General features: G+C 58.7%; 29 protein-coding genes and 1 tRNA gene. 12 read left to right on the top strand and 18 right to left on the bottom strand.

The window, feature by feature from the left end:
• Window positions 1–75: 75 nt before the first annotated feature.
• Entirely contained in the window at window positions 76–1,320 is a 1,245-nt protein-coding gene (gene serA / locus Q666_RS51060; RefSeq protein ID WP_023000587.1) for a phosphoglycerate dehydrogenase, read from the bottom strand.
• A gap of 273 nt (window positions 1,321–1,593) precedes the next feature.
• On the opposite strand from serA, the gene Q666_RS51055 reads away from it, so the two are divergent.
• A complete protein-coding gene (locus Q666_RS51055) occupies window positions 1,594–2,337 on the top strand; it encodes a hypothetical protein (protein ID WP_152533356.1) in 744 nt (247 codons plus the stop codon).
• A gap of 62 nt (window positions 2,338–2,399) precedes the next feature.
• On the opposite strand, the gene Q666_RS51050 is transcribed toward Q666_RS51055, so the two are convergent.
• From Q666_RS51050 to Q666_RS51040, 3 genes are all read right to left on the bottom strand, one after another.
• Window positions 2,400–3,212: an arylamine N-acetyltransferase gene (locus Q666_RS51050; protein ID WP_031269163.1), complete on the bottom strand. Its 813-nt coding sequence runs from the start codon at window positions 3,210–3,212 to the stop codon at window positions 2,400–2,402.
• A gap of 181 nt (window positions 3,213–3,393) precedes the next feature.
• The gene (gene ilvN / locus Q666_RS51045) at window positions 3,394–3,966 is read right to left on the bottom strand and encodes an acetolactate synthase small subunit (RefSeq protein ID WP_023000590.1); all 573 of its coding nucleotides are present in this window, start codon (window positions 3,964–3,966) and stop codon (window positions 3,394–3,396) included.
• A 29-nt stretch (window positions 3,967–3,995) separates the two neighbouring features.
• On the bottom strand, window positions 3,996–5,771 hold the full coding sequence (locus Q666_RS51040) for an acetolactate synthase 3 large subunit (protein ID WP_023000591.1): 1,776 nt from the start codon (window positions 5,769–5,771) through the stop codon (window positions 3,996–3,998).
• 270 nt (window positions 5,772–6,041) lie between these two features.
• On the opposite strand from Q666_RS51040, the gene Q666_RS51035 reads away from it, so the two are divergent.
• Both Q666_RS51035 and Q666_RS51030 read left to right on the top strand, forming a co-directional pair.
• Window positions 6,042–6,398: a hypothetical protein gene (locus Q666_RS51035; RefSeq protein ID WP_023000592.1), complete on the top strand. Its 357-nt coding sequence runs from the start codon at window positions 6,042–6,044 to the stop codon at window positions 6,396–6,398.
• Between the two features lie 80 nt (window positions 6,399–6,478).
• A tRNA-Lys gene (locus Q666_RS51030) sits at window positions 6,479–6,554 on the top strand.
• A 129-nt stretch (window positions 6,555–6,683) separates the two neighbouring features.
• On the opposite strand, the gene Q666_RS51025 is transcribed toward Q666_RS51030, so the two are convergent.
• Window positions 6,684–7,091 carry a hypothetical protein gene (locus Q666_RS51025; protein WP_023000593.1) on the bottom strand — a complete coding sequence of 136 codons (408 nt, stop codon included), beginning with the start codon at window positions 7,089–7,091 and terminating at the stop codon, window positions 6,684–6,686.
• A gap of 432 nt (window positions 7,092–7,523) precedes the next feature.
• On the opposite strand from Q666_RS51025, the gene Q666_RS51020 reads away from it, so the two are divergent.
• Together Q666_RS51020 and Q666_RS51015 are read left to right on the top strand one after the other, a co-directional pair.
• On the top strand, window positions 7,524–8,240 hold the full coding sequence (locus Q666_RS51020) for a hypothetical protein (RefSeq protein WP_023000594.1): 717 nt from the start codon (window positions 7,524–7,526) through the stop codon (window positions 8,238–8,240).
• A complete protein-coding gene (locus Q666_RS51015; protein ID WP_023000595.1) occupies window positions 8,218–8,412 on the top strand; it encodes a hypothetical protein in 195 nt (64 codons plus the stop codon). The genes Q666_RS51020 and Q666_RS51015 overlap by 23 nt, the downstream gene beginning before the upstream one ends.
• Window positions 8,413–8,677: 265 nt before the next feature.
• On the opposite strand, the gene Q666_RS51010 is transcribed toward Q666_RS51015, so the two are convergent.
• The 4 genes from Q666_RS51010 to Q666_RS50995 form a co-directional block, all read right to left on the bottom strand.
• Entirely contained in the window at window positions 8,678–8,941 is a 264-nt protein-coding gene (locus Q666_RS51010; protein ID WP_023000596.1) for a hypothetical protein, read from the bottom strand.
• Window positions 8,942–9,499: 558 nt separating this feature from the next.
• Complete coding sequence (locus Q666_RS51005) at window positions 9,500–10,774, bottom strand: malonyl-CoA decarboxylase (RefSeq protein WP_023000598.1); 1,275 nt, start codon at window positions 10,772–10,774, stop codon at window positions 9,500–9,502.
• 133 nt (window positions 10,775–10,907) lie between these two features.
• Entirely contained in the window at window positions 10,908–12,239 is a 1,332-nt protein-coding gene (locus Q666_RS51000) for a methyl-accepting chemotaxis protein (protein WP_208993891.1), read from the bottom strand.
• Complete coding sequence (locus tag Q666_RS50995; RefSeq protein WP_023000600.1) at window positions 12,214–12,741, bottom strand: PAS domain-containing protein; 528 nt, start codon at window positions 12,739–12,741, stop codon at window positions 12,214–12,216. The genes Q666_RS51000 and Q666_RS50995 overlap by 26 nt, the downstream gene beginning before the upstream one ends.
• A gap of 451 nt (window positions 12,742–13,192) precedes the next feature.
• Here Q666_RS50995 and Q666_RS50990 point away from each other — a divergent pair, with 451 nt between their 5' ends.
• From Q666_RS50990 to Q666_RS50980, 3 genes are all read left to right on the top strand, one after another.
• Window positions 13,193–14,035, top strand: a complete 843-nt coding sequence (locus Q666_RS50990; protein ID WP_023000601.1) for a rhodanese-related sulfurtransferase — start codon at window positions 13,193–13,195, stop codon at window positions 14,033–14,035.
• A gap of 91 nt (window positions 14,036–14,126) precedes the next feature.
• The gene (locus tag Q666_RS50985) at window positions 14,127–14,714 is read left to right on the top strand and encodes a hypothetical protein (protein WP_023000602.1); all 588 of its coding nucleotides are present in this window, start codon (window positions 14,127–14,129) and stop codon (window positions 14,712–14,714) included.
• A gap of 82 nt (window positions 14,715–14,796) precedes the next feature.
• The gene (locus Q666_RS50980) at window positions 14,797–15,027 is read left to right on the top strand and encodes a hypothetical protein (protein ID WP_023000603.1); all 231 of its coding nucleotides are present in this window, start codon (window positions 14,797–14,799) and stop codon (window positions 15,025–15,027) included.
• Between the two features lie 316 nt (window positions 15,028–15,343).
• On the opposite strand, the gene Q666_RS50975 is transcribed toward Q666_RS50980, so the two are convergent.
• Together Q666_RS50975 and Q666_RS50970 are read right to left on the bottom strand one after the other, a co-directional pair.
• A complete protein-coding gene (locus Q666_RS50975; protein WP_023000604.1) occupies window positions 15,344–16,234 on the bottom strand; it encodes an SMP-30/gluconolactonase/LRE family protein in 891 nt (296 codons plus the stop codon).
• 133 nt (window positions 16,235–16,367) lie between these two features.
• The gene (locus tag Q666_RS50970) at window positions 16,368–16,838 is read right to left on the bottom strand and encodes an Lrp/AsnC family transcriptional regulator (RefSeq protein WP_023000605.1); all 471 of its coding nucleotides are present in this window, start codon (window positions 16,836–16,838) and stop codon (window positions 16,368–16,370) included.
• 182 nt (window positions 16,839–17,020) lie between these two features.
• Here Q666_RS50970 and ald point away from each other — a divergent pair, with 182 nt between their 5' ends.
• Window positions 17,021–18,160 (top strand): alanine dehydrogenase, encoded by a 1,140-nt coding sequence (gene ald, locus Q666_RS50965; RefSeq protein WP_023000606.1) that lies wholly within the window; start codon window positions 17,021–17,023, stop codon window positions 18,158–18,160.
• Between the two features lie 208 nt (window positions 18,161–18,368).
• On the opposite strand, the gene Q666_RS50960 is transcribed toward ald, so the two are convergent.
• The 6 genes from Q666_RS50960 to Q666_RS50935 all read right to left on the bottom strand — a co-directional run bounded on the left by Q666_RS50960 (window position 18,369) and on the right by Q666_RS50935 (window position 22,533).
• Window positions 18,369–18,641 (bottom strand): hypothetical protein, encoded by a 273-nt coding sequence (locus Q666_RS50960; RefSeq protein WP_006932815.1) that lies wholly within the window; start codon window positions 18,639–18,641, stop codon window positions 18,369–18,371.
• Between the two features lie 193 nt (window positions 18,642–18,834).
• Complete coding sequence (locus Q666_RS50955; protein ID WP_023000608.1) at window positions 18,835–19,104, bottom strand: lipoprotein; 270 nt, start codon at window positions 19,102–19,104, stop codon at window positions 18,835–18,837.
• 43 nt (window positions 19,105–19,147) lie between these two features.
• A complete protein-coding gene (locus Q666_RS50950; RefSeq protein WP_023000609.1) occupies window positions 19,148–19,417 on the bottom strand; it encodes a glycine zipper domain-containing protein in 270 nt (89 codons plus the stop codon).
• 50 nt (window positions 19,418–19,467) lie between these two features.
• Entirely contained in the window at window positions 19,468–19,737 is a 270-nt protein-coding gene (locus Q666_RS50945; RefSeq protein WP_023000610.1) for a glycine zipper domain-containing protein, read from the bottom strand.
• A 232-nt stretch (window positions 19,738–19,969) separates the two neighbouring features.
• Window positions 19,970–21,592, bottom strand: coding sequence for a glucose-6-phosphate isomerase (pgi, locus tag Q666_RS50940; protein ID WP_023000611.1), 1,623 nt, complete (start codon window positions 21,590–21,592; stop codon window positions 19,970–19,972).
• Window positions 21,593–21,741: 149 nt separating this feature from the next.
• Window positions 21,742–22,533: a delta-class carbonic anhydrase gene (locus tag Q666_RS50935; protein ID WP_023000612.1), complete on the bottom strand. Its 792-nt coding sequence runs from the start codon at window positions 22,531–22,533 to the stop codon at window positions 21,742–21,744.
• 237 nt (window positions 22,534–22,770) lie between these two features.
• Between Q666_RS50935 and Q666_RS50930 the strand changes: the two genes are divergently transcribed.
• The 3 genes from Q666_RS50930 (at window position 22,771) to Q666_RS50920 (ending at window position 25,050) form a co-directional block, all read left to right on the top strand.
• Window positions 22,771–23,394 (top strand): PilZ domain-containing protein, encoded by a 624-nt coding sequence (locus tag Q666_RS50930; protein WP_023000613.1) that lies wholly within the window; start codon window positions 22,771–22,773, stop codon window positions 23,392–23,394.
• A 291-nt stretch (window positions 23,395–23,685) separates the two neighbouring features.
• The gene (locus tag Q666_RS50925) at window positions 23,686–24,645 is read left to right on the top strand and encodes a PRC-barrel domain-containing protein (protein ID WP_023014544.1); all 960 of its coding nucleotides are present in this window, start codon (window positions 23,686–23,688) and stop codon (window positions 24,643–24,645) included.
• A 207-nt stretch (window positions 24,646–24,852) separates the two neighbouring features.
• Window positions 24,853–25,050 carry a CsbD family protein gene (locus Q666_RS50920; protein ID WP_031269168.1) on the top strand — a complete coding sequence of 66 codons (198 nt, stop codon included), beginning with the start codon at window positions 24,853–24,855 and terminating at the stop codon, window positions 25,048–25,050.
• Between the two features lie 80 nt (window positions 25,051–25,130).
• Here Q666_RS50920 and eda read toward each other — a convergent pair whose 3' ends face one another.
• Window positions 25,131–25,769, bottom strand: coding sequence for a bifunctional 4-hydroxy-2-oxoglutarate aldolase/2-dehydro-3-deoxy-phosphogluconate aldolase (eda, locus tag Q666_RS50915; RefSeq protein WP_023000616.1), 639 nt, complete (start codon window positions 25,767–25,769; stop codon window positions 25,131–25,133).
• Window positions 25,770–25,873: the final 104 nt, after the last annotated feature.

Raw genomic sequence — 25,873 nt, 5'->3', positions numbered from 1 at the left:
TAAGCCAAAGCATTTGAAAAAGAAAAAGCCCTGGAAATGCTCCAGGGCTTTTGTCGTTTCTGAAGGCCAGGACGATCAGACCCGGTTAAGCAGCCTTGCCCGGATGGTGTTGGGCAGGGTGCGGATCTCTTCCAGAATGCTGACCGGATCTTCCACCGGGCTGTCGACATCCAGAACGACGTAGCCGATGTCCAGATGGGACTGCATGTACTGGGCACAGATGTTGAGGTTGTGCCGGGTGAAGAGGTCGTTCAGCGTGCGCATGGCACCGGGCGCATTGTGGTGCACCTGGATGAAACGCGTGGCCGACGTGCCCTTGGGCAGTTGAACCTGCGGGAACGAGACGGCGCCGATGGTGGACCCGACATCGGAGTATTCCACCAGTCGCTTGGAGACTTCCTCACCGATCCGGTCCTGGGCCTCTTCCGTCGAACCACCCACGTGCGGGGTCAGGATGACGTTGTCGAGGCCGCGCAGAGGCGACAGGAATTCGTCCTTGTTGGACTTCGGCTCGACCGGGAAGACGTCGATGGCAGCGCCTGCCAGGTGACCGGACTTCAGCGCGGCGGCCAGAGCGTCGATATCGACAACCTTGCCGCGGGCGTTGTTGATCAGGAACGCGCCCTTCTTCATCTTCGAAATCTGGTCAGCACCGAACATGTCGCGCGTTTCCGGCGTATCGGGAACATGCAGGGACACGACATCGGATTCAGCCAGCAGGCCGTCGAGGCTTTCGGACGGCATCACATTGCCGTGCTGCAGCTTGTCGACGAGATCGAAGTAGATCACCCGCAAGCCCATGGCCTCGGCCAGGTTCGACAACTGCGTGCCGATATTGCCGTAGCCGACGATACCAAGTGTCTTGCCGCGAACTTCGTGGGAACCGGCAGCGCTTTTCATCCAGCGGCCTTCGTGGGCAGCGGTGGACTTCGGAAAGACGCCGCGCATCAGCATGACGATTTCGGCAACGGTCAGTTCAGCCACGGATCTCGTGTTGGAGAAGGGGGCATTGAACACCGGGATACCGCGCGTAAGCGCGCCCTTGAGGTCGACCTGGTTGGTGCCGACGGAGAAGCAGCCGACGGCAACCAGGCTCTTGGCCGCTTCCAGAACCTCTTCGGTGACCTGGGTGCGGGAGCGGATGCCGAGCATCTGGACGCCCTGCAGCTTGTCGATCAACGCGTCCTTTTCCAGGGCTCCGGACAGGACTTCAACGTTTGTATAACCGTGTTTTTCAAGAACCGCGCGCGCGGTCGGCGAAATGCCTTCCAGCAGCAGCCAGCGGATCTGGTTTTTCGGCCGGGAGAGACCGTGAATCATGGCGAAATGCCTTTTGGTCTGATTGGTTTGAATCGCGCCGGATCGGCGCTAACAGCGCGCGTGTCGTATACGCGCTCGTTCACGTCGCGTCTAGGGCGCCATTTTGATGGAACGCAAGCCGACACCGCGCGTTTTGTCACCCCGGTGTTTGTGAAAGCGGTTGCTGACGGACGACAGCCTGTGCCAATAAGCGGCGGGGGCGCGTTACGGCCGGATCTCCAACCGGCTGCTTGAATATTATCCAACACCAAGCGAGAGCAGGGACCCCGATCCATGTTGAATTTGAGCGGGCCTCAATTCGATTACGAGCCATATCCCGTTTGCTATGTAACAGATGTATTGCCACCGGAAATGTACCGGTCACTCGTCGAGAGCTATCCTGACAAGGATCTGTTCAAATACATGCCAAACCTCGGACACAAATATTCTCTGTCCGACATCAATAATCCGGATAACTACTACAAGTTCCTGTCAGATACACCTGATTGGAAAGCGTTTTACGATCATGTGAAATCCGATAACTTCATAAACAACGTGCTGGATATGTTGGTCGCCAACAATATCGACCTGGGCCTGCGCAGGCTCAAGGTGATTGCGAAGGACGGGCAGCGGAAGGCCAGCCTGCTGAGTCGCCTCCGTCGCCAGACCGAGATCAGTGCCCGGTTCGAGTTCTCGATGATGCCGGCAAACGGCGGTCAGATCCTGCCGCACACCGACGCTCCGCATAAATTGATCACGCTGGTTCTGTCCATGATGGAGCCGGGAGCCTGGAATCACGCATGGGGTGGTGGCACGGCGGTGTGCCTTCCCAAGGACCGGACGAAGGTCTTCAACCACATCAACAAGGCGATGCCCCTCGAGGATGTTGAAACGCTGAAGACGTTCCCGTTTGAGGAAAACCAGTGTGTCCTGTTCGTGAAGACCTACAATTCCTGGCACCATGTCGCGCCGATGAGCGGACCGGACGATGCCCCCTTGCGCAAGACGCTGACGATCAACATCGAGAGCAAGCTTTAGGAAAGGCGGGGCCTGTGGAAATGCCACAGGCCTCTCGGTATTGCGCTGCTGTTGGACCGTGGTCAGTCGAGGCGGCGCAGATCCTGTAATCGCAAGGCAATGGCTCGCACCGTGTCGTCGTCATATCCGAGGCCAAGGTCGTTGCGCATGAAACGGCCAAGGTCTTCCGCTTCTTCAATCAGCCACTCCCGCTTGTTGCCACCACCGACAAACCGGGCCCGGCCGTCCAGAAAACTGATGAAACCCCGATCCGTCAGCCGGTAGAATTTCATGCTGCCCGCAAAGGACTGCCTGGGCGAAGCGGCGCACAGGAAATTGGCGGCTTCAATGTCGACAGGGCGGACGTCTACCCGGTCAAATCCGTAGAGCGCGAACCAACCCTCCTCAGTCTGTCGTTCCAGTACGTGCTCTCCTGACGCAGCTTCAAGGCGTATCCTGTAGACTTGGTCGCGGACCTGCTGGCGTTCTTCTGAAATGCGCACGGGCTCGGCTGGAGCCTGGCCGCCGAACCCGGCATCGACCAGCCATTCGGTTCCATCACATGTCACGACATGGGCAAGGTGTGAGCGTGCTCCGCCCTCCGCCGCCCCCATACGCACCCGGGCAAGCACCTGCCGGGAGGAAAAGCCGATGGCTGCCAGTGCGTCACCCAGCAGAGAGTTCAGCTCGAAGCAGTAACCGCCGCAACGGTGTTGAACGAGCTTTTGCCAGAGGCTGTCCCGGCCAAGCTCTGGAACCTTGCCAAGAAAAGGCAAAACGTTTTCGAACGGGATGGCGCTGATCTGGGCGGCCTGCAGGGCCCTCAAGCCGTCCAGGGTGGCCGGGCACGTCTCCAGGCCAATCCGCTCAAGATAAATATTAAGATCGAAGGGCATGGGCAGGTTCTGTCCGGTTTCGAGGTGTCCGATGCATGTAGGCAAGTCTTCGGCTGTTGCCAAGGAACACGACGGCGGGAGTTCGCCCGATCTGCTGTGTGCCGTGCCTCAATATGCGCAGGAAAACAAAAAAGGCCCGCCGCACCGGGTGCGACGGGCCTTGAGATCAGAAAGCGACCCCTTAAAGGCCTTCTGGTCCACGCTGAACGGCAGCAACGCCGGTGCGGGAGACTTCGACCAGACCGAGCGGTTTCATGATGGAGATGAACTGCTCGATCTTGGAGGTCCGGCCGGTGATCTCGAAGACGAAATGTTCCGTCGTCGCGTCGATCACGGTGGTGCGAAAGGCATCCGCAAGGCGCAGGGCCTCCAGGCGCTTTTCACCGGTGCCTGCCACCTTCACCAGGGCAAGCTCACGTTCCAGCGGCTTGTCCTGGTTGGTGCGTTTGGCGCGAACGGTCAGGTCGGTCACCCGGTGCACCGGCACCAGCCGGTCGAGCTGATGGCGGATCTGCTCGATGATCATCGGCGTACCGGTGGTCACGATGGTGATGCGGGACAGGTGTTTCTCGTGTTCGGTTTCCGACACGGTCAGGCTGTCGATGTTGTAACCACGGCCGGAGAACAGGCCGATCACGCGGGCGAGGACACCCGGCTCGTTGTCCACGAGCAGCGATAGGGTGTGGGTTTCGATTTCGTTGCTGACTTCTGCCAGGAAATAGGCGGAAGGCGCATCAACATTCTGTGCGTTCATTTTCTTAAAGTCCTTTTGCCTATTTCACCTTAAACGAGCGACTTGCCTTCGGCGCTGATGGCGTTGGCAACCGCTTCGTCGTTGGCTTCGTCCGGCAGCAGCATTTCGTTGTGAGCCTTGCCCGAGGGGATCATCGGGAAACAGTTGGTCAGATTGGCAACGCGGCAGTCGAACAGGACAGGCTTGTCGGCGGCAATCATTTCCTCGATTGCCCCGTCAAGATCACCCGGCTTTTCGACCCGGAACCCAACCCCGCCATAGGCCTCGGCCAGCTTGACGAAGTCCGGCAGGCTGTCGGTGTAGGAATGGGACAGACGGTTGCCGTGCAGCAGCTGCTGCCACTGGCGCACCATGCCCATGTACTGGTTGTTGAGGATGAACACCTTGACCGGCAGGCCGAACTGAACGGCAGTCGACATTTCCTGGATGTTCATCAGGATCGATGCATCGCCGGCAATGTCCACGCACAGTGCGTCGCGGTGGGCCACCTGCGCGCCGATGGCAGCCGGCAGGCCGTAGCCCATGGTGCCGAGGCCGCCAGAGGTGAGCCAGTGGTTCGGCTCCTCGAAGCCGTAGAACTGGGCTGCCCACATCTGGTGCTGGCCGACTTCGGTGGAAATGAAGGTCTTGCGGTGCTTGGTCAGTTCATAGAGACGCTGGATCGCGTACTGCGGCATGATGACGTCGCTGTTCGGCTTGTAGGCCAGCGAGTTGCGCGCGCGCCACTGATCGATCTGCGTCCACCAGTCCTTCATGGCCTTGGCGTCGGATTTCAGCGAAGAGGACCGCCAGATCCGCACAAGGTCTTCCAGCACGTGGGCGACATCGCCGATGATCGGCAGGTCGACATTGATCGTCTTGTTGATGGAGGACGGATCGATGTCGATATGAATCTTCTTCGAGTTCGGCGAGAAGGCATCGGTCCGGCCGGTGATGCGGTCGTCGAAGCGAGCCCCGATGCAGATCATCACATCGCAGTCGTGCATGGTCATGTTGGCTTCGTAGGTGCCATGCATGCCCAGCATGCCGAGCCAGTTGTCGCCGGACGCCGGATAGGCGCCGAGGCCCATCAGCGTGGAGGTGATCGGGAAGCCGGTCAGCGACACCAGTTCGCGCAGCAACTGGCAGGCCTGCGGGCCGGAGTTGATCACACCGCCGCCGGTATAGAGAACCGGCTTCTTGGCGTTCGCCATCAATTCGGCGGCCATGCGGATGCTGGAGGCATCGCCCTTCAGCTGCGGACGGTAGCTCTTGTGCGCGGCAGCCGGGTTTGGCGTCGGGCCCTGGTATGTGCCGGTCGCGAACTGAACGTCCTTCGGAATGTCGACGACAACCGGGCCCGGACGGCCGGAAGTGGCGACATAGAAGGCTTCATGCAGGATGCGCGGCAGGTCGTCCACATCGCGAACCAGCCAGTTGTGCTTTGTGCAGGGGCGGGTGATGCCGACCGTGTCGCACTCCTGGAAGGCATCGTTGCCGATCAGATGGGTCGGTACCTGGCCGGAAATGCAGACAAGCGGAATGGAATCCAGCATGGCGTCGGTCAGGGCAGTCACCATGTTGGTGGCGCCTGGACCGGAGGTGACCAGGGCAACACCCGGTTTGCCGGTGGAGCGGGCATAGCCTTCGGCGGCATGGCCTGCGCCCTGTTCGTGCCGTACGAGAATATGCTCCAGACCTTCCTGCTGAATGATCTCGTCGTAAATGGGAAGCACAGCACCGCCCGGGTAGCCGAAGATCGTGTCAACTCCCTGGTCTTTCAGCGCCTGGATGACCATTTCGGCGCCGGTCATTTCCCGTGTCATTCGTTTCGTCCTTGCATTCTCGCCTGTGGATCAGGCTTTGGCTCACATAACTGTTTGTTCTTCTGTCAATCCTGCCCGATAGGGCGCGGACTGATACAACACTGTCTGTCTGGCCTGACGCATGCGGCGTCAAAGATCCGGGCAGTGGTGGAAAATGCGTGGTCAGGAGGCGGGTACAAAAAAAGGCCCCTTTGGGAGCCTTGGTCGCGCGCCATCCTGTCCGTACGGGGTTATCCCGCCGCGGAGGCGCGCTTTCCTACTACTACTAGAATGAGCGACATTGCCATGTCGTCCCGGTCCTTTGATGCTGCAGGCCGTCTGGCCCGGTTCGACGTCGTTGTGGAACTCCCGAAACCGGGTTTGTCCCGCCAACCTGAGGCAAGCCGATATGACAGCGACTTCAACAAGCTGGCCCAAGCCCGTCACGTCTGCCCCGGTCTTGATGCGCCGCACCCTAGTCAGGCGGATAAAACCGGTCAAGCCTTAATTTCGAAAATTGCGCAAAAGATCGAAGATGTTTCTGAAAGTTGCCTTTCAGGCGGCGTTAATGAGATTTCCTTCCGGCAGCTGCGGATTTTCTCCGGATTGCGTTCCTCGCAGACCGGCCATGATAAAAAATTGTCATAAAAACCGTTGCGCCAAATCGGATCGCACTATATACACCCGCCATCCGACGTGCCGCGCGGTTCTCGCGGCCCTGTCGCTTTGGGTGTGTAGCTCAGTTGGTAGAGCAGCTGACTCTTAATCAGCGGGTCTGGGGTTCGAGCCCCCACTCACCCACCATTTTCTTCTCCTGGAAATTATGCAAATGCCAAGGCGCCGCGAGTTCGCGCCGTGCTTCTTATTGTGCATTTTGTCGAGATCCGTGGCCGCCGGTCGACGGCCACGAGATTCAGTGCGTGGTTGCTGCGATCAGCAGGGGAACTCGTTCGTGATGAATTTCGAATCCTTCAAGGTGGTGAAACAGGTGCTGCCGTCCTTGAAGTAGGTGTTCTCGTGGCCGCAGACCATTGTCTCGTCCCGGAAGCCCTGTTCACAAAACTGGCCGTCCTTCACTTCCCATTTCAGTGTTTTCTTCGCGGGCTTTTTACCCGTCACGGTCACCACGGCGATCTTGTTGCCGTTGTCGTTCCATTCGACAATCCAGTCACCGGCTTTCTTGCCGTTTTTTCCGTAGAAAATTCCTTCGATCTTGTTGCCGGACAAGATCTCGATCCGTTCGGCTTCTGTTATCGGCTTGGCTGATGCCGGAAGATCCTTGGCGATTGAGCCAGTTGAAATTGCACACATTGCAGCAAGCAAGAAAAGTTGCTTCATCATCGTGTTCTCCAATCAAGTTCAATATCAATCAACAAGTCCTTGCACAGTAACGTCTGAACTGTAGTTGTGCCCGGTGACGGTGACAACTTGATCAAAGGATGTGTTTGGCGGTGCGAATCCAAGAGGGACGATGGCCCCTTCGTGAAGGGGAAATCCGACCACGTGGGGGTTCATTCGCACAGCGGTGGATAACCGGCTTGCCTTGCGGGCGGTGAATCTCCGGTTGAAAACTCCCGTTCTTTCAAACCGGTACCCGCAAGTTTTAACCTTGATATTTTTTCTTGTTTGACCGCCTTGGCAGACAACTTAACGTGCTGCCAAGCAGGGAAAATCGGTGCCTATTTAATCTATTGGCAAACAAGGCGATCGCCGCGTTTGACGCGGCCGCTCTTTGCAGGATGCGGATGAAGGGCAACATCAGACGGGACATCCATGCATAAACTGGATTTCGAGTTGGACAAGGCACAGCTGAAACGTGCCTGGGGCGTTATAGACAGGGAGTTTCAACGCCTGGGGCTGATGCTGCGCCGCGGGTCGGATTTCGATGTTGTCGAGGCCATGGCGGCGGCCAGCGGCCTGAAGCGACTGGAGGGGCATTTCACCCCCAGTCTCAACACCTATACGCCTTCACAGGCGTTCTGGCTGGCGTTGGTGGACGAGGAAGACCGGATGGTCGGGCGGGTGTGTGCCCGTTTCGACAGAATGGCCTATCCGATGACGCTGACCGATTTCTGGCGCAAGTATTTTCACCGCTGCTACCCGGATGCGGAGGGCGGCAAGGTTGTGCTGAGTGACAAGCAGCCGCGCGTTGGCCGGCGCATTACCGGCGACGTTGTTTATCTGGGCGGAACGGAAGTTGCCAAGGAGTGGCGCGGTTCGAAGCTCGGCGGCCTGCTCAACCAGATGGCCCAGATCGAGGCATTGGACGAGTGGGGCGCCGGCTTCTATTACGGCTGGGTGCAGGGTTTCAACTTCATGGACGGCTTCTGGCGCGACTGCGGCTTTACCCGTGCACACTTTCATGCACTGAACTGGGTTGAGCCGCTGCCTGGTACGCTGGATGCCAATCTGATTTTTGTTGCGAACACAGCTGACGATGTGTGCGATCTGATTGATAGGATCGCGAATGGACTTCAAGCAAAGTCATGAGGCAGAAAATCCGCGTGAACCCGGCACTGGTGCGGAATTTCACGAGGAGACGCTGCAGCGTCATGTCCGGCACACCTTCGCCCAGCTTGTTGCCTGTGCGCTGGATGTCGAACCAGGGCTCGCCCTCCATGGCAATCTGGTAGGCATCAGCAACGCCCTGGCGGTAGACTGAGGGCAGGAAGCTGGTCGGCGGACGTGGTGTTTCCGGGTCAAGAGCCTGTGGAAAGAACCGGCGGAAGGTGCTGTGCTTGCCCACAAAGGTCAGCGGAGGCACGTCGCCCGGCTCGGCGGTCGGCAAGGTCATCAGCAGATACGGGCTCAGCTGCGTCATGCGGCTGTCCTGCACGATGATGCCTTCGTTTTCGCGCCAGGTCTTGAACAGAAACTGCGTCTTGTCTCCCGCCAATCCGTTTTCGATCAGCGAGAAGGGTAGCGGCTCAACAAAAGTGTTGATGCTCATGGACGCCTCCAAAGGGACTGGATTTCGGAAGAAACCCCTTCTGCATGGCTTCGGCATAGATGTCATATCTTGCCGCTGCCGCCAACTGGGCACGTTCGCCGTCGCTCAGCAGGCTGGTCTGGTCGTGGTCGAACAGATCGAAGCAATGGAAATCGAGCAGGAACAGACAGTCATATCTTGCTGCAATTTCAAATATTTCCAGGAATTCGAGCTGCTCTTTGGTGTATTGATCTTCGCTCATCCCTGCCGCCTTGTCTTTACATGTCATTTTTTGTTTTGCCTTTCAGACAATTTCCGGCGTCGAGAAACCCATTGAACGGTCTGCTCGCCTGGAAAGCGGCCGGCTTTTCGCGCCGGTACATCTTCCAGACGTCCCCTGATGTGCAGAGGCCGCTTCAATCCGAGATTGGTATGGATCCCGTTTCGCCAATCGCAGATTAGCAAAGAATTTTGCTGCACGCGAGATTTCTTCTTCAACTTTCCTTAGGTGTTACCCAAGAAGCGAAGAAGTAGTCGCCCGGGCACTGTGACGTCACCTGCAAGTTGACGGTTTTGAAGCCGAAGACAAGGCCAAGACAGCCGGAATCCGTCTTTCCGGCAGCGTCAGGATAACGCCGGGACCGATAGCTATCGGTTGGGGAGGGGCGGCGGGAATCGCGTTGACCCGTGATGCGCCGAGCCCGGTTTCAGAGACCGTTCTGAACAGGACAGTTAGCGCGCCAGGGTGGACGAATGGCGCCGGCTCGGCGGGCAGGGCACCGGCAGCATGAGCTGCGATTGGTTCCCGACCCGTGCGCCATCAAGCCTGTTGTGCAGATTCCGCTTCGCGCAAATCCAGTTTCTTTGCGGCCGCGTCCAGAGACCTGATGTCCGAAGAGGCGGCGATTTCCCCTGCCGCTGCATATCGGTCGTGGTTTTGGGCCACCTTGCCGAGATCGTAGAGGTAATTCACCATCACGCCGGCAGATTGGGCCCGGCCCTTTGCGGAGGTGTCGGCTTCAGCGTGAACTGCATGCACCAGTGCGCCGTTGCCCAGATGGAAGCGGGCCACCGGGTCAACCGGCTGTCCGTCCTCGCGGCGGGCTGACAGAAGATAATGCGCGGCGAGAGTGCGCAGCAGTTTCGGGTCCGCGTCCTGGAAAGCAATGCCTTCCGCCGACAGCCATTTCGTCAGGCCAGGGATCGGCGACAGGGTGACGAATGTTTTCAATCCCGGCAATTCTGCCGAAAGATCGGCCGCCACCTGCTTGATCAGGGAGTTGCCGAAGGAAATGCGGGCCAGGCCTTCCTGGCAATTGGAAATCGAATAAAACACGGCGGTACGGGCCGTGGCCGCTGTGATGGGTTCCCTGTCACCTGCCAGAAGGTCCTGGATGGAACCCGGGATGTCTGCGGTGAGCGCGACTTCCACGAAGATCAGCGGTTCGTCGGGCATGGACGGGTGGAAAAAGGCGAAGCATCTGCGGTCGCCTGGGGCCAGGCGGCTGCGCAGGTCTTCCCAGCTGGTGATTTCGTGCACGGCCTCATAGGCGATGATCTTTTCAAGGATATGTGCCGGACTTTCCCAGCTGATCGGCCGCAGCACCAGAAAGCCCCGGTTAAACCAGGAAATGAACAGGTGTCGGAAATCCTGGTCGAGCGCCTGCAATTCCGGATCAGCGCCTCCGAGGCGCAGGAGGTCGGCGCGCATGCGCACCAGTTGCTCGGTGGCACCGGGAATCTGGTTCAGCCGCCGGATCAATTCCTGGCGCTTGGGCTCCACAGCCGCCATGAAGGCCGTGTATGTCTTCCGGTTCGGGCTCGCCTCATAGGCATCAAGGGCAGTGCGCACGCCGGCCGGATCGATGTTCATGTCGTGGGCAAGGTGGCGGAAGAACTGCAGCTTGTCGCTGTCCTCCATTTCCTGAAACCGTTGCAGGAGCGTGCTGGCCGCGGCAAGGCCCGTCACGTCGCCAGCTGTGCCGACAAGTGCGCTGACCAGATCCTCCATCGGCCGATTGTCGCGCCGGTCCGGCGCCGCTGTGCGATAGCGGCGCTCGAAGATGGTCGACAGCAGGTCGCCGAGAATGGTCATGTGGGCCTCCAGAACGTCCAGTGAGGGGTGGGCTCTGTCCTGAAGATAAGAGGTGTGAGGCTTTGACCCAATTCCCCAAAAGAGGCAATCCGGGCACGAACGCCCGGGTTGGATTGCCCAACAGCCAGTGTGCCTAGGCGGCTTCGCTGTTCTGCTGCTCGAGCGGGCCTTTCTTCAGCGATTTGAAGAAGGCCGCCACTGCTTCGGTGAGCTGCCCGGCATTGGAGGACATGCTTTCCGCGGAGCTCAGCACGGTCTTGGAGGCCGCGTGAGTGGTTGCCGCATTCTGGGCGACACCGTCTACAATTCCGGTCACCTTGTTGGTGCAGGCCACGGTGTTGGTCACGTTCTCCTGTATGGCCTGTGTCGCTTCCGCCTGCTTTACCGAGGCGTTGGAAATCATCGTGGTAATGGATTCGATTTCCGTAATGGTTTTGGAAATCGTGTCGAAGGACTGAGCCGTATCGCGGCTGGCCGCGTCGACTTCCTCCAAAGACTGGGTGATCTCCTGTGTCGCCTTGGCTGTCTGCGTTGCCAGTTCCTTGACCTCGGCAGCAACCACCGCAAAGCCCTTGCCCATTTCACCGGCGCGGGCCGCCTCGATGGTGGCATTGAGTGCCAGCAGGTTTGTCTGGTCGGCAATGGAGGAAATCAGGTCGATGATCTCGCCGATCGCTTCGGCGGAAGTCCGAAGGCTGTTTGCCTTGTCCTGGCCTTGCGTGACCTGGGAAACGGCAGCACGGGCGATTTCGATGGAGCGTTCGATCTGGCCGCTGATTTCGCTGGCCGTCGAGGACAGATGATCGGCGGCAGATGCTGCCGCATTCACATTTTCGGCTGTCAGGTCGGCCGCGTCGGCAATGGCGGTCACGACTTCCGAATTGGAAACGGCAGAGGTTTCCATTTCCTCGGCCGTGCCGGTCATCTGCTCGGCGGAAGCCATCAGGCTCTGTGCAATCTGGCTGATCTGGCTTTCAAAGGAATCCGTCGACTGGCGGAAAGCGCCGACACGGCCCTTGATGGTCTCGATGGCCATGTTCATGATTTCCGCGTTCTGCAGATAGCTGCCATTGAGGCCACCGGGCTGGATGCGGCGGTAGTAGCGGTTGTTCTCGATCGCGGTCATCGAGGCGGCAGCTTCACGCAGGAAGGCGTCCGTCCGGTCGATCATGTGGTTCATGGAGGTCATCAGCTCACGGACTTCACCGGCTTCGGTGTAATCCTTGGCTCTCACCTCGAAGTTGCCCCACCCGATCTGGCTGCAGACTTCCGTCGCAGCACCAAGTCCCCGCCGGGTCCGATGCACCGCGGTAAGCGCGAACAGCATGGCCAGCATGACGATGGCGCCACAGAAGACTGTAGCCATGGTCAGGCCCAGCAGGGCGCAGACCACCGTCGCCGCGCCGCCCACCAGTGCGACGCCTGAAGCGATCGTGGCGTTAAAGAGTGTGAATGAGCTCATCATAGCTCACGCCTTTCGATTGAAGGATCGATACCAGCTGATCGTGACCGGCCTGCATGCCGGTCTTGCGGTTGTCCGCCTGCTGTTCTGTCTGTCGCAACTGGGCGTAAAGCGGGGTGATGATGTCGTCGACGATACGGCGGTTGGGCACCCGGCGATTGGAATGATAGCCGATGATCTTGCCGCTCTCGCCATAGGACGGCGTGACATGGGCCAGCACCCAGTAGTGATCGCCGTTCGCGGACATGTTGACCACATAGGCGAAGATCTCTCCGCCGGCCTCTATCGTGTCCCACAGCAGCTTGAAGACACAGCGTGGCATGTCCGGGTGACGGATGAGGCTGTGCGGCGCATTCTCCAGAGCCTTGCCATCGAAACCCGCAATATCCCGAAAGATGTTGTTGGCGTAAGTGATGCGCCCGCGCGTGTCTGTTTTCGAGACGATCAGGTCCCGTTCGGAAAAGAACCGTTCCACCCCCGTCGGGGTGACCTTGTACTGGGTCATCCTTGGTGCGCCCGCTCATGTTGGCAATTCAGGGTTAGGGTACGGTTGCGTGCTTAATGATCCTTAAATGAAAGCGGATGAGGTTTGATTTTTAACTATATGAATTCATTCGTATTTCTGACGATGTCATCTTTCGCTGTAGAGAGTTTTGTTGAGGCGAATTGTTGCCGATATTTTTGTTACTCTGACGCTATTCTTCGATTCTTCCGAAGGGTTTGGGCGATGTTCCTTTCGAGGAACTTCAATCGGCAAGTTCCGCGTTGCATGGCCCCTGGCGCATGTTCGGTTGTGCTCAAGCATAACCTGCAGGGCGGGCTCGACTGCAGAGAACCGGGTCCGAGAAACTGCGGACTTTTCAGAAGGGGGGCTTAGGCTGTATAGAGGGCGCCAATAGCCGGGTGGTGCTTTTGCCCCTTGGGCCCGGCGTCTTTCAAGAAACAGAACAAGCCCCATGAACGAATTTCTCGTTGCCGCCCTTTATATGTTTACGCCGCTCGACGACTTCGAGGCCATGCGCAGTCCGCTGAAGGCCTATTGCGAGGAACGGGATGTGCGCGGGAGCCTGCTGCTTGCAGGAGAGGGTATCAACGGCACGATTTGCGGGCCGGAAGCCGGTGTGCGAGAGGTCCTTGCGCATCTGCGATCGGACCCGCGGCTTGCCGGGCTGAACCACAAGGAAGCCTGGACCCACCGACATGTCTTCAAGCGCATGAAGGTGAGGCTGAAGCAGGAGATCGTGCGGCTTGCGGTTGACGGGATCGACCCGAACGAGATCGTCGGCGAATACGTCAAGCCGGAAGACTGGAATGCGCTGATCTCCGATCCGGATGTCGTCGTCATCGACACGCGCAACGACTACGAATTCGCCTTCGGCACCTTCGAGCGGGCGCTCAATCCGAAAACCCAGTCGTTCCGGGAATTCCCGGCCTGGGTGGACGGCGAAGACGAGCTTCAGAAAAAGCCGAAGGTCGCCATGTTCTGCACCGGTGGCATCCGTTGTGAAAAGGCGACGGCCTGGATGCTGAAAAACGGCTTCGAGGAAGTCTATCACCTGGAAGGCGGCATCCTGAACTATCTGGAGAAGGTGCCGGAAGCCGACAGCCTCTGGAAGGGCGAATGTTTCGTCTTCGACGACCGGGTGTCCGTCGACCATCAGCTGCAGCCACGCTGGGGAGAATGGATTCCCGAAGAGGCCCGTCACATCATCAACGAGGACACCGACTACGAGAAGAGTGCTCGCGCTGAAGCTGATGACGAAGAGGGTGAACAGCAGATCGTCAGGGCCGTTTCTTAACGGATATTAACTTTTTCGCTTTAATGCCTTGTGGAACTTCCCTAAAGTCAGGGTTGCGGGAGATTTCCTGCGCCAGACTGGGGGAAAGTACATGCGTCACAGCTTCTGGAGCGCGCTTGCCGCGCTGATCGTAAGTCCGTTGGTCAGCACGTCCGTGCTGGCCGGGGGCAAGGCACTGTCCTGCTATGAACAGGCCACCGTGCCGGCCGTCTACAAAACTGTGAACGAGCGAGTGCTCGTCCAGCCGGCATCCAGCTACGTGGTGCAGAAGCCGGCCGTCTACAGTTATCAGGCCCGGCGTGTTCTGGTGCAGCCGGAGCGGGTCAGCTATCGCACATCGCCTGCCGTCTACCAGACACGGCAGAGCCGGGTCCTGGTTCAACCCGCCAGCGTCGGCTGGGAATACCGGGTCATCAACGGTCGCAACATCCTGTGCAAGGTGCAGAACCCCGCCGTCTATCGAACCGTCAGCCAGAAGGTTCTCGTGCAGTCGGCGTCCCGTGTCGCAGTGCGCCAGCCTGCCATTTACAGCTCCGTGAAGGAAAAGGTGCTGGTTCAGCCTGCCACGAGCTACCGGGTGCAAAAGCCCGCGGTTTACCAGACGGTCAGCCGCCAGGTGCTGGTTCAACCCGCCCAGACAGTCTGGAAGCCCGTAAAGGTGCGGGGTTGCCGCTACTAGGTGACTGGGTCAAGATCGGTTGTCTGTCCGTTTTCCGGAGCAGGCTGAAAGCCGGTTACCTGACCAGTTGTGGGGCTGAAACATGATTTGCACATTGATTGCGTCTTCCATCCTGCTCAGCATGGAGGACGGTTCCATGGCCGTGCTCATTCCCGAAAACCAGTCGGTCCGCATTTTCAACGAGCAATCGGTGAAGGGGGAGGGGGCCGTCGTTCACCTTTACGGGGAAACGAAAATCCAGGTGCCAGGTGTGAAAGCGGAGCAGATCATCGAGGCTCTCAGGGACTGCCAGCCTCCGAAAGATGCTGAATAACCGACCCTAAACAACTGACGTCGACAGACAGTCGTCAGGCGGGCCGCTCAAAAATTCGTCCCGGCATGGCCTCTGAGCCAAAGGCTCTCCCTCATCCTGAGGAGGACCCAAAGGTCCGTCTCGAAGGATGGGCGGCACTCTCGGAGCGAGCAGCCCATCCTTCGAGACAGCGCTGAAGCGCTTCCTCAGGATGAGGAAGAGGGATGTTTGTCTTCACCCTGATGTTGTGCCCGGGTCGGCGGAACGGATGGCAGGCCAAATGTGCGGCAGAAGCCGGTTACAGCAGAAACCGACTTGCCCAAGGCGCTGCTTTTGATCAGCTTTTTGCTGTCTTGAACCGGTAGGTCTTCAAGCCGGTCTTGCCGTGACCTTCCACCAGGAACAGGCCGCCGGACAATGTGTCGGGTTCGACCGCGGTCGGGTCAGCGGGCTGCTTGATGCTGGTGACGATCAAATGGTCCAGATCCGGGCCGCAGAAGCAGGGCATGGTGGGCTTGTCGACCGGAAGTTTTATGGCGGCAAGCAGGTTGCCGTCCGGGGCAAAGCAGTTGAGAACGCCGGCGGATACCCCTGCGCTCCAATAGTTGCCTTCGGTGTCGACCGCTGCGCCATCCGGCCGTCCGGTGTCGTTGGTCTGCTGGGCGTACAGCATCTTGGAGCCAAGTGCACCGGTCTCCGGGTCGAAGCCGTAATATTCGATCCAGCCGGGGGAGGTGTCGGAGTGGTACATGTAGGTGCCGTCCGGCGTCCACGCGAGCCCGTTGGAGCATTGCAGTTCGTCACGGATCTCGGCAACGTCGCCGCTGCCGTCAACCCGGTAAAGACCGGCAATCGGTTCACGCGGTGAGCTGGTGTCCATGGTGCCGACCCAGAAGGCCCCATCCGGACCGACCTTGCCGTCGTTCAGCCGTGTGCGCGGCTCATCAGCCTGAACTTCCGCCAGAACCTCGCTGGCGCCGCTTTCGGGATCGAACAGAACGATCTTGTCCCACACGCTGACAATCAGGCGATCGTCATCCGTCAGGCCAAAGGAACCGACCTCATTGTCGAATTGCCATGTGGTGATCTTGCGGCTGGCCCAATCCATGGACTGGATGGAGCGGCCCTGGATGTCGGCCCAGAGCAAGCGGTTCAATCTGTCGTCCCAGGTCGGACATTCTGCAAGCTGGTAAGTCGTATCGATGAAACGGGTGATCGTATGGGTCACCGGAGCGGGTTCCTTGAAAAGCCGGGCAGTTGAATGGATGCGGACTATACCTGCCAGTGCTGGCTGCGTCGAGACGCTGGATTTAGTGGCGGAATTGCAGGCGGTTTGGTTGTGGACCGGTCCTGAAAGGAACTCATGTTTCGCCGTTCAGGGGAATCGCTGTGCGTCTGACGATCGGCCGGATGGCGAAGGACGATTTCATTCTGAGAACGCCAGGAAGCTGGGCAAGGTGGTCGCGGTGGATGCGTTCGAAGTCGATCGGGTCCCGGGCCGAGAGGCGCAGGATGTAATCGGCATCACCCGCCATCAGGAAACACTCCATGATTTCGCCGGACCGGGCCACGGCGCGTTCGAAATTCTCAAGCGTTTCCTTGGACTGGCCGGTCAGCGAGATTTCCACGAAAACGTCCATGTGCCGGCCGAGTTTCTTCTGGTCCAGAAGCGCGACGTATTTTTCGATGATGCCGGCCTCCTCCAGCGCACGCATGCGCCGCAAACAGGCGGAAGGGGAAAGCCCCACCTTCTCCGCCAGGTCCGCGTTGGCGATGCGGCCGTCGCTTTGCAGAACGTTCAGGATCTTCTGGTCGAGGCGATCGAGTTTCATTTTGCTGCACCGCACATAATGCCGAGTTCAAGATAATACATAGCAGATAATTTGAAGAAATATCAATTCGACACAATAAAATTGCGCGTATTTGAATGGGGGCCCCCGGGAACGCAAGCACATTCGACGAAAACAGGCGTAAAATCGTCGGCAATCAATAATGCTTCCAGAGGAGTCGAGTTATGCGCATTGGTGTGCCGAAAGAAATCAAAAACCACGAGTACCGGGTTGGTCTGACCCCGAACAGTGTTCTTGAAATGGTGGCTCATGGCCACGAAGTTGTCGTTGAAACCAACGCCGGTGTCGGCATCGGCGCCAGCGATGCCGACTACGAAGCAGCAGGCGCGAAGATCCTGGCAACAGCCAAGGAAGTCTTCGATGCCGCGAACATGATCGTGAAGGTCAAGGAACCGCAGGCCGTCGAACGCGCCATGCTGCGCCCCGACCACATTCTCTTCACCTATCTGCACCTGGCGCCAGACGCGGAGCAGACCGCGGACCTGGTAAAGTCCGGTGCGACCTGCATTGCCTATGAAACCGTTGTCGATGCTCGTGGCGGTCTGCCGCTTCTGGTGCCGATGTCCCAGGTTGCCGGCCGCCTGTCGGTGATTGCCGGCGCCAAGGCGCTGGAAAAGGCCCAGGGTGGCTCCGGCACGCTCGTGGGCGGTGTTCCCGGCGTCGAACCGGCCAAGGTCGTTGTCATCGGCGGCGGCGTGGTCGGCTCGCATGCCATTACCATGGCGCTGGGCCTCGGAGCCGATGTCACCGTTCTCGACCGGTCTACCGCCGTTCTGGGCAATCTCTCACAGACGTTCGGTCCGGCACTGAAAACCGTCTACTCGACCAAGGCTGCCCTGGAGAAACATGTGCTGGAAGCCGACATGGTCGTCGGTGCGGTGCTGGTTGCCGGTGCGGCGGCTCCGAAGCTGGTCTCGCGCGAGCTGGTCAGCCGCATGAAGCCGGGCTCGGTTCTCGTTGATGTCGCCATCGACCAGGGCGGCTGCTTCGAAACCTCCAAGGCAACGACGCATTCCGAGCCGACCTACATCATCGATGAAGTCGTTCACTACTGCGTCGCCAACATGCCGGGCGCCGTGCCGAAGACCTCCACCTACGCGCTGAACAACGCCACCCTGCCGTTTGCTCTCGCACTGGCGGACAAGGGTGCCAAGAAGGCGCTGCTCGATGATCCGCACTTCCTGCCGGGCCTTAACGTGATCGGCGGTCAGGTGACCTGTGAGGCGGTCGCAACCGCTCTCGGCTATGCCTACGTCGATCCGAAGGTTGCTCTTGAGCAGGCCAAGGAAAGCGCTGCTGCCTGATAAGGGGACTTCGCTTCAAAGATGAGAAAAGCCGGTCCGTTGGGCCGGCTTTTTGCTTTCTCAACGGGATTTTGGACTGACGTGACAGCGGTGAGCCCGTGACCTGCTGTTCGGCGCAACTCGCGTTGAAAATGTCGGTCTGTTTCGCAGGTTGTTGCACTTCTGATTTCGCAGGGGGCAAACAAACCTTATTGTCGTGCGAAAGGGGTTACGGGCAGCGGACCTTGTAAGGTGTGCCCTGTTCATCCGTGGCAATGCAGTTGCGCGGGGTGGTGACGACACCGATCAGGCCACCACCGACGGCGCCGAGAGCGGCGCCTGCAAGGGTCGCGTTCACCGTGGAACCGGCAACGGCGCCGATCGTGGCACCGGTTGCCGCACCGAGACCTGCCCCGATCAGCATCCTGTCCCTTTGACTTTCGGTGTTGGCGCAGCCTGTCAGCACAATGGCGAGACTTGCGGCTGCAAGGACGGATCTCATCCAGAACCCCTTGGCGAAAAACATGTGTGAGCCAAGGGTGGAGATCTATGGTTAACAGTTTCTTACCAAGGCGGATTTATCCAAGGCAGATCCTGAAAGCAAAACGGGCATGCCCATGAATCCATGGCCATGCCCGGTATTGTCGTTAAATTCGTCCGCTCTGACGATGGTCAGGACGACAGAGAGCCTGGCCTTACGGGCAGGCGACTCGGTAAGGGTTGCCATACCGGTCATGCGCCACGCAGTTTTTCGGCGTGGTCGCTGCACCGATGACAGCACCACCCGCAGCACCGATAGCGGCACCGGCGAGAACCGGAGCTGCACCGGCACCGGCAGCGGCACCGACAATGGCGCCGGTCGCGGCACCAAGGCCACCACCGACAAGCGCGCGGTCTCTCTGGCTGCTTGACTGACAGCCGGCGAGGGCGATGGCCGCAAGGGCCACCAGCAGGATCTTTTTCATTTCGTAAACCTGTGAAGACCCGATTGGCTCAGGTCAGTTGAGATCAGGGGCAGGCGACGCGGTACGGGTTGCCATACCGGTCGTAGGCGACACAGTTCTTGGGTGTCGTTGCAGAGCCGATGATGGCACCGCCTGCAGCACCGATTGCCGCGCCGGCGAGTGCCGGGCCAACGCCGTTACCGGCGGCGGCACCGATCACGGCACCGGTTGCCGCACCAAGACCGCCGCCAACAAGCGCGCGGTCTCTTTGACTGTCAGACTGGCAGCCTGCCAGAAATGCGGCCGAAGCGGCAATCAGAAGGAGTTTCTTCATAGTTTTCTTCCCAACGGTCTATTACCGAAACGAAAAAGGATTGCCCCCGATTACGGGCAAGCGACCCGGTAAGGATTGCCGTAGCGGTCATAGGCGACGCAGTTCTTCGGAGTCGTTGCGCTGCCGACAATTGCACCACCGGCCGCACCGATTGCACCACCAACCAGGGCGCCGCCGACATCGCCGGTTGCCGCAGCGCCGATTGCTGCACCGGTTGCCGCGCCAAGACCACCGCCTACGAGGGCGCGGTCGCGCTGGCTATCGGACTGGCAGCCCGCCAGGGCAAGGCCTACTGCTGCGAGCAGAACTAGTTTTTTCATGAAATCAGTCTCCCTGTCGGACCGCAACCTCGGCGGGTCGAATGTATAAAATCATTCCAAGCCTAAGCTGCTTTGCACGTTGGGGCAATCTCTGTTTGCCGCAGCCGGCCCGTGTTCATCGTGAATACCAATAAGAGTTCTTCAACGATGTGAACCAGATAGGGCCGGTTGGGCAAAATTATGACGAGATCGCCTCACGTATTAACGCGTAAACAAAGGTGTGGTTCCCGCGTCAACTTTTCAGGGCGGCAAGCAAGCCTTTGGTCGAGGCGTCCTTGGAATCTGCAGAGACTTCGCCCTTGACCATAGGCAGCAGGGCAGTGGCCAGTTCCTTGCCCAGTTCCACGCCCCACTGGTCGAAGGAGTTGATTCCCCAGATCACGCCTTCAACGAAAACCCGGTGCTCGTAAAGGGCGATCAGGCGGCCGAGTGCGAAAGGTGTCAGCTGGTCATAGACAAGGGTCATGGAGGGCCTGTCACCCGGGAACACCTTGTGGGGTGCCAGACGATCGACTTCGTCTGCAGCCATTCCGGAAGCGCTGAGGAGTGCCTTTGCCTCGTCAAGCGTCCGGCCGAGCATCAGGGCTTCGGACTGGGCCAGGCAGTTCGCGACCAGAAGGTCGTGATGATGTTTCAGGTCTTCTTCATGGCCGTTGGCGGCAATCAGGAATTCACACGGGATGACAGTCGTGCCCTGGTGCAGGAGCTGATAGAACGCGTGCTGTCCATTCGTGCCTGGTTCGCCCCAGACCAGTGGACCGGTTTCCTCGGTCACGGGACTGCCGTCCAGCTTCACGCGCTTGCCATTTGATTCCATGTCGAGCTGCTGCAGGTACGCGGGCAGGCGAGACAGGCGCTGGTCGTAGGGCAGGACGGCGCGGGCGGAAAGGCCAAGCGCGTCCCGGTTCCAGACGCCGATCAGAGCCATCAGAACCGGCAGGTTTTTTTCAAGCGGTGCTTCAGCGAAATGGGTGTCCATCGCATGGGCGCCGGACAGAAAGTCACTGAAGGCGTCCGGTCCGATGGCGATCATGAGGGGCAGGCCGATGGCCGACCAGACGGAATACCGGCCGCCGACCCAGTCCCAGAAACCGAAGACGCGGCTTTCGTCGATGCCGAAGGCGGCTACCTTGTCGAGGGCGGTGGAAACGGCTGCGAAGTGGTCGCCGACAGCCTCTTCGCCAAGAGTGCCGGCAATCCATTTGCGCGCGGTCTGCGCGTTGGTCATGGTCTCGATGGTGGTGAATGTTTTCGAAGCGACGATGATCAGCGTCGTGGCAGGGTCGAGTTTTTCCAGCGTATCGGCAATGTGAGCGCCATCCACGTTCGAAACATAGTGCAGCTCCGGACCATCATGATAGGGGCTGAGCGCGATTGTCGTCATGACCGGCCCGAGGTCCGAGCCGCCGATGCCGATGTTGACCACGTCGGTAAAGGCGTCGCCGGTGGAAGATGTCAGTTCGCCGGAGCGAACGGCTTCGGCAAAATCCGCCATCGCATCCAGGACCGCACGTACATCGGGCATCACATCCGCACCGTCGACCAGAACCGGCTGGTCCGACTGGTTGCGAAGTGCTGTGTGCAGGACGGCGCGCTTTTCGGTGCCGTTGATCTTCTCGCCGGCAAACATGGCCGCACGTTTGCCTTCCACGTCCGCAGCGCGGGCAAGGTCGAGCAGCAGGTTGAACGCCTTGTCGTCGATCCGGGATTTGGAATAATCGAGCAACAGGTCGTCTGTGCTGGCGGAGAATGTGTCGAACCGGTCGGGGGCGGCCGCAAACAGTTGCCGCAGGGAGGTGCCCTTCAATTGTTCCGCCTGCCGGTTGAGAGCCTCAAATGCTGCTTCTAGCGCCATGAACAATCCTCTTAAATCGATTTAACAGCTTGTTTTCGCGCCGACGCGCGCGGGGCATCCATTAGCATACCCGCCCGGCGAGGGGGAGAGGAAATTCAAGGAGAATGCCGCCGGAAACAGGCAGGTGGATTCCGGCGGCTGAAGGCCGATCAGTTGGAAATCGGGGCCAGCAATTCAGGGGCTGTCACAAGTTGGCGAATGCCGTGGGAATGATCTTCCTTGAAGACGTTGCCTTTTTCCGCCCAGGCGTTGAGCGAGTTTATGTCCAGCTTGGCGCATTGCGGATGCACGCTCCAGGTCACCTGAAGCGGGGAGCATGTCGACTGGGTGAAGCTGGGCCCTGTTGTCGACCCGATGAAGGTGACCGGTGTACCCGTGCCTTCCGGCAATGACTTGGCCTGATGCAGGCCATTCACGATGTTGCCGTCATAATCGAAGTCGAGAAAGCTCAGTGCCTTGGGATCATTCACGACAAGGAAAACCTGGGCCTCGACACGAAGTTGCGGATTGGCGCAGGCATCGCTCAGGCAAGAGCCAAGTCCTTCACCGGGGGTAATGTTGCAGGATGTATGCACCCAGTGGACTTCGATCGTGTCGCCGGGCTTGACGCCATGAAAAGCTGCCCCGGCGGGTTCTGCCAGTTCAGCCTCGGTCAGGTCGGCGGTCTCGTTGCACTTGTAACCGCCATGATCTCCATCGCCGGCAAAGACGGTGAAGCCTGGCCCCTTGTGTTCCGCGTTGGTGTGCGTGTGGATGTTGCACAGGTTCAGCTTGTCGGCAGACGGCGCTATCGAGACAGAAGACATGTTCAATCCTGCAGTCTGCGAGATATCGCGTGGAGTTTGCGGGCCGAAACCCTGACAGAGCTCTTCCGCCTGAGCCTGGGAGAGAAAACCGAGGCCTGCGAGGGCTGCAAATGTAAGTCCGATGTATTTCGCCATGGGAATCTCCTGCAGATGTGGTTGAGGCAGGCTGTTGGGCGCATTTCAAGAAAAGATAGCCGAAGAGGCGAGGATGATTTGAACGCGCATTTGAAAGGAACGCCAATTGCAAAAATTGCTCAGGGTAAATGACCGTTCAGGGCAAAAAGCTCCGAAGTTGGCGGAAAACAACGATAAATTGAATTGTCAGACTGTATTTTAAGTGAAATGAAAGTTTGCTCAAGGTAAACTAAATCTATGAATTCCGAAAACAAATCACACGGCCTGACCCATCTGCTCGATCAACCTGATGCCGAGGAAGAAGTCCTCGTGGTTGATTTCGACAATCTCTCGGTCATCAACGCGGTTGCATCCAACGTCAGCGAGTGGGGCTTCCGGTTGACCTCTCCGGATATCGGCGAGCTTTACAAGAACATCGGGGTTCGGCCCAGGGATGCAAGCAAACTGGTGAAGGCTCACGTCACTTCCGTGAAGGGCAACGATGCCGCGGTGGTCTTCGCCAAGAGCGAGAAATCCGTTTCGGACAAGCGTCGCGAAAAACGGAACAACGTCAGCATTCCGGTAAAGATCGCAGACCTGGACGGAATTACGGAAATCAGTGGCACGATCGTTGATGCCGGCAAGAACGGTTGCCGCATAACTGCCAAAGGTCTGACAGCGCTTCCAGAGGAAGTTCTGCTGACGATGAAAAAATTCGAAAGGCCGGTCGTTGCCGAATTCGCCTGGCGAAATGACACCTCCGCCGGTATGCGTCTCTTGTGGGATCGTACGCTTGAGCAGGACGACGATCACGGAGACGACGAAGAACAAGAGAGCGACGGCACTTCCGAAGCGGATAGTGAAGAAGCCCAGAGCGTCTGAGATGGCCTGCTCATGCTGCGGTCGGCGTGTGTCCCAATCAACTCCCCGCAATTGACTGAACTTCTCGCGCGGACGTGAAAACGCGGCGAGCGGTGGTTTGACGCTCCATCCGTACCCTGGGGACTGGGCGAGTTTTCCGCCTGTCTTCGAATAGGTGATTGTCACTTTTTCAAAAAATTAGTTTTTAATCCGGAACTTCTTTCTCTCTCGGTTGTTCTCACAGTAACCGCCTCATCAATAGCAATACTGATGTTGCCGGCTTGGGAAATCACTGTGAGAGGATATAATATTATGAAACGGATTATCACCGCTACCGCGATGTCCTTGATGCTGACAACATCACTTTACGCGGCAAATGAAGTAAAACCGCTCCAGACTTATGAATTCAATGAGTCTGCAAACATGAGTGATGTTCTTGCGTCTGATCTGATTGGCATGCGGATCTACTCGGTCGAAGAAAACTATGACCGGTTCAACGAAGACTATCAGGCTCAGGCTGACGAAGAAAAAGACTGGGACGACATCGGTGAAGTCAACGATGTGATCCTTGGCTTCGACGGCTCGGTCAAGGCCGTTATCCTGGGTGTCGGCGGCTTCCTTGGTGTCGGCGAAAAAGACATCGCCCTTCCGATGGAACAGCTGAAGGTCGTCCGCGAACAGGATGACGCCGATAGCTACTTCCTGGTGGTCAACGCCAACAAGGACGTGCTGACCAATGCAGCGGCGTATGAAAACCCGTACGCTGACGAAGCGGAAACGGCTGCCACACAGACTTCTGAAGGCATGGAGAAGCCTGCCGAAACGGCAATGACGACGGAAACCGATACGTCGACCGAAACCGCGATGAGCCAGGATAGCGACGCCGGCGTGACGGCTGCTCCGGAAACTGCGATGGCGCCCCAGACCGATGCCGACGGTCGTCCGCTTCTGCCGCGTGCCGAAGTCGAGCGTGAAGGCTATACCGACGCGGTTGTTGCCGAACTGACGGCCGACGATCTTGAAGGTGCCAACATCTACGACGCCAACGATGAAGATATCGGTGAAATCGATTCACTCATCGTGAGCCAGGACGGTACCATCGAAAAGGTGATCCTTGATGTTGGCGGCTTCCTGGGTATTGGCGAGCGTGAAGTTGCCGTCACCTTTGACGAGCTGCAGATCATTCGCAACGAAGACGGTTCCGACCTGCGTGTCTATGTTGGCGCCACCAAGGAAGAACTGGAAGCTCAGCCGGACTACGTCGCTGAGTAAGAGTAGTGGACTGCTCCGGGTGTTATCACCCGGGGCAGCCTGACACAGCGTCCGGTTCCATCGAGATCCTTCCCGATATCCGGACGCCTATCCCGAGACAGATGGCTTCAACAGGCATCTGTCACTTTCTCAAACCTCAACACCTGCAGCAGTTGACCGGAAGCCTCCGGTCGAGAAGCTGACTGCACCCTGACTGGAGTGATGAAAATGAACTGGGACATTATCGAAGGAAATTGGAAACAGGTTAAAGGCAAGGCCCAGGAACAGTGGGGCAAGCTGACCAATGACGATCTGGACCGGATCGAAGGCAATCGCGACCAGCTTGCCGGCAAGATCCAGGAGCTCTACGGCAAGTCGCGCGACGAAGCAGAGCGCGAGGTCGATGAGTGGGCAAGCCGCCACTGATCGTCGAATAGATGAAAAAGAGCCGGGCGATCCGTCGCCCGGCTCTTTTCGTTCGAAATTGCTGATCTGCTATTTTCTGATCAGATTTTAAGGGCGGCTGCCGCTTTTGCGCGGGTTTCAATGCCGGACCAGTCGTCCTCCGCAATCGCCTTTGCGTCTGCAATCCAGGAACCGCCAACGCACAGGACGTTCGGCAGTTTCAGATAGTCCGGAGCCTTGTCGAGGCTGACGCCGCCTGTGGGGCAGAATTTGGCCGCCGCTAGCGGGGAGGAGAGAGACTTGAGGTAGGACGCTCCGCCTGCCTGCTCGGCGGGAAAGAACTTCAGCCGCTCATAGCCACGCTCCAGCAGGAACATGACTTCCGATGCAGTGGCTGCACCGGGAAGCAGTGGCACGCTGTGCTGGTCGGCTGCGTCCAGCAGGTTGGCGGTTGCGCCAGGGGAGACGATGAAACGGGCACCTGCAGAAACGGCGGCATCATATTGCTTGCCGTCCAGCACCGTGCCGGCACCCACAATCGCACCTTCCACGTGTTCGTTGACCGCGTTGATCGCTTCCAGGGCATGGGCGGTGCGCAAGGTGATCTCGATTGCAGGCAGGCCGCCGCGCACAAGCGCTTCTGCCATGGGGACGGCCTTCCTGGGATCTTCCACGATCAGCACCGGGATCACCGGTGCCGCGCACATTACCTTCTCGATCTTTTCAATGTCCTGGGCCATATCGCCTCCAAAATCTCTTTTTTTGTCGTCCCTGCGCCGACCGCGGCCGGAGCAGATCGCAGACACTATCGTCCGAATTCACCTGGCCGTTCGGGACCTGATCC

It is taken from the genome of Labrenzia sp. C1B70 (assembly GCF_000475395.1).
Lineage (GTDB): Bacteria > Pseudomonadota > Alphaproteobacteria > Rhizobiales > Stappiaceae > Roseibium > Roseibium algicola.
Note: the sequence above shows the minus strand (reverse complement) of the source record. Positions and strands in the feature narration are given on the sequence as shown.

Excerpts from the sequence above, each read along its gene's own strand:
- serA (WP_023000587.1), bottom strand. The coding sequence starts at position 1,320 with ATGATTCACGGTCTCTCCCGGCCGAAAAACCAGATCCGCTGGCTGCTG.
- Q666_RS51055 (WP_152533356.1), top strand. The coding sequence starts at position 1,594 with ATGTTGAATTTGAGCGGGCCTCAATTCGATTACGAGCCATATCCCGTT.
- Q666_RS51050 (WP_031269163.1), bottom strand. The coding sequence starts at position 3,212 with ATGCCCTTCGATCTTAATATTTATCTTGAGCGGATTGGCCTGGAGACG.
- ilvN (WP_023000590.1), bottom strand. The coding sequence starts at position 3,966 with ATGAACGCACAGAATGTTGATGCGCCTTCCGCCTATTTCCTGGCAGAA.
- Q666_RS51040 (WP_023000591.1), bottom strand. The coding sequence starts at position 5,771 with ATGACACGGGAAATGACCGGCGCCGAAATGGTCATCCAGGCGCTGAAA.
- Q666_RS51035 (WP_023000592.1), top strand. The coding sequence starts at position 6,042 with ATGAGCGACATTGCCATGTCGTCCCGGTCCTTTGATGCTGCAGGCCGT.
- Q666_RS51025 (WP_023000593.1), bottom strand. The coding sequence starts at position 7,091 with ATGATGAAGCAACTTTTCTTGCTTGCTGCAATGTGTGCAATTTCAACT.
- Q666_RS51020 (WP_023000594.1), top strand. The coding sequence starts at position 7,524 with ATGCATAAACTGGATTTCGAGTTGGACAAGGCACAGCTGAAACGTGCC.
- Q666_RS51015 (WP_023000595.1), top strand. The coding sequence starts at position 8,218 with ATGGACTTCAAGCAAAGTCATGAGGCAGAAAATCCGCGTGAACCCGGC.
- Q666_RS51010 (WP_023000596.1), bottom strand. The coding sequence starts at position 8,941 with ATGAGCGAAGATCAATACACCAAAGAGCAGCTCGAATTCCTGGAAATA.
- Q666_RS51005 (WP_023000598.1), bottom strand. The coding sequence starts at position 10,774 with ATGACCATTCTCGGCGACCTGCTGTCGACCATCTTCGAGCGCCGCTAT.
- Q666_RS51000 (WP_208993891.1), bottom strand. The coding sequence starts at position 12,239 with ATGATGAGCTCATTCACACTCTTTAACGCCACGATCGCTTCAGGCGTC.
- Q666_RS50995 (WP_023000600.1), bottom strand. The coding sequence starts at position 12,741 with ATGACCCAGTACAAGGTCACCCCGACGGGGGTGGAACGGTTCTTTTCC.
- Q666_RS50990 (WP_023000601.1), top strand. The coding sequence starts at position 13,193 with ATGAACGAATTTCTCGTTGCCGCCCTTTATATGTTTACGCCGCTCGAC.
- Q666_RS50985 (WP_023000602.1), top strand. The coding sequence starts at position 14,127 with ATGCGTCACAGCTTCTGGAGCGCGCTTGCCGCGCTGATCGTAAGTCCG.
- Q666_RS50980 (WP_023000603.1), top strand. The coding sequence starts at position 14,797 with ATGATTTGCACATTGATTGCGTCTTCCATCCTGCTCAGCATGGAGGAC.
- Q666_RS50970 (WP_023000605.1), bottom strand. The coding sequence starts at position 16,838 with ATGAAACTCGATCGCCTCGACCAGAAGATCCTGAACGTTCTGCAAAGC.
- ald (WP_023000606.1), top strand. The coding sequence starts at position 17,021 with ATGCGCATTGGTGTGCCGAAAGAAATCAAAAACCACGAGTACCGGGTT.
- Q666_RS50960 (WP_006932815.1), bottom strand. The coding sequence starts at position 18,641 with ATGAGATCCGTCCTTGCAGCCGCAAGTCTCGCCATTGTGCTGACAGGC.
- Q666_RS50955 (WP_023000608.1), bottom strand. The coding sequence starts at position 19,104 with ATGAAAAAGATCCTGCTGGTGGCCCTTGCGGCCATCGCCCTCGCCGGC.
- Q666_RS50950 (WP_023000609.1), bottom strand. The coding sequence starts at position 19,417 with ATGAAGAAACTCCTTCTGATTGCCGCTTCGGCCGCATTTCTGGCAGGC.
- Q666_RS50945 (WP_023000610.1), bottom strand. The coding sequence starts at position 19,737 with ATGAAAAAACTAGTTCTGCTCGCAGCAGTAGGCCTTGCCCTGGCGGGC.
- pgi (WP_023000611.1), bottom strand. The coding sequence starts at position 21,592 with ATGGCGCTAGAAGCAGCATTTGAGGCTCTCAACCGGCAGGCGGAACAA.
- Q666_RS50935 (WP_023000612.1), bottom strand. The coding sequence starts at position 22,533 with ATGGCGAAATACATCGGACTTACATTTGCAGCCCTCGCAGGCCTCGGT.
- Q666_RS50930 (WP_023000613.1), top strand. The coding sequence starts at position 22,771 with ATGAATTCCGAAAACAAATCACACGGCCTGACCCATCTGCTCGATCAA.
- Q666_RS50925 (WP_023014544.1), top strand. The coding sequence starts at position 23,686 with ATGAAACGGATTATCACCGCTACCGCGATGTCCTTGATGCTGACAACA.
- Q666_RS50920 (WP_031269168.1), top strand. The coding sequence starts at position 24,853 with ATGAACTGGGACATTATCGAAGGAAATTGGAAACAGGTTAAAGGCAAG.
- eda (WP_023000616.1), bottom strand. The coding sequence starts at position 25,769 with ATGGCCCAGGACATTGAAAAGATCGAGAAGGTAATGTGCGCGGCACCG.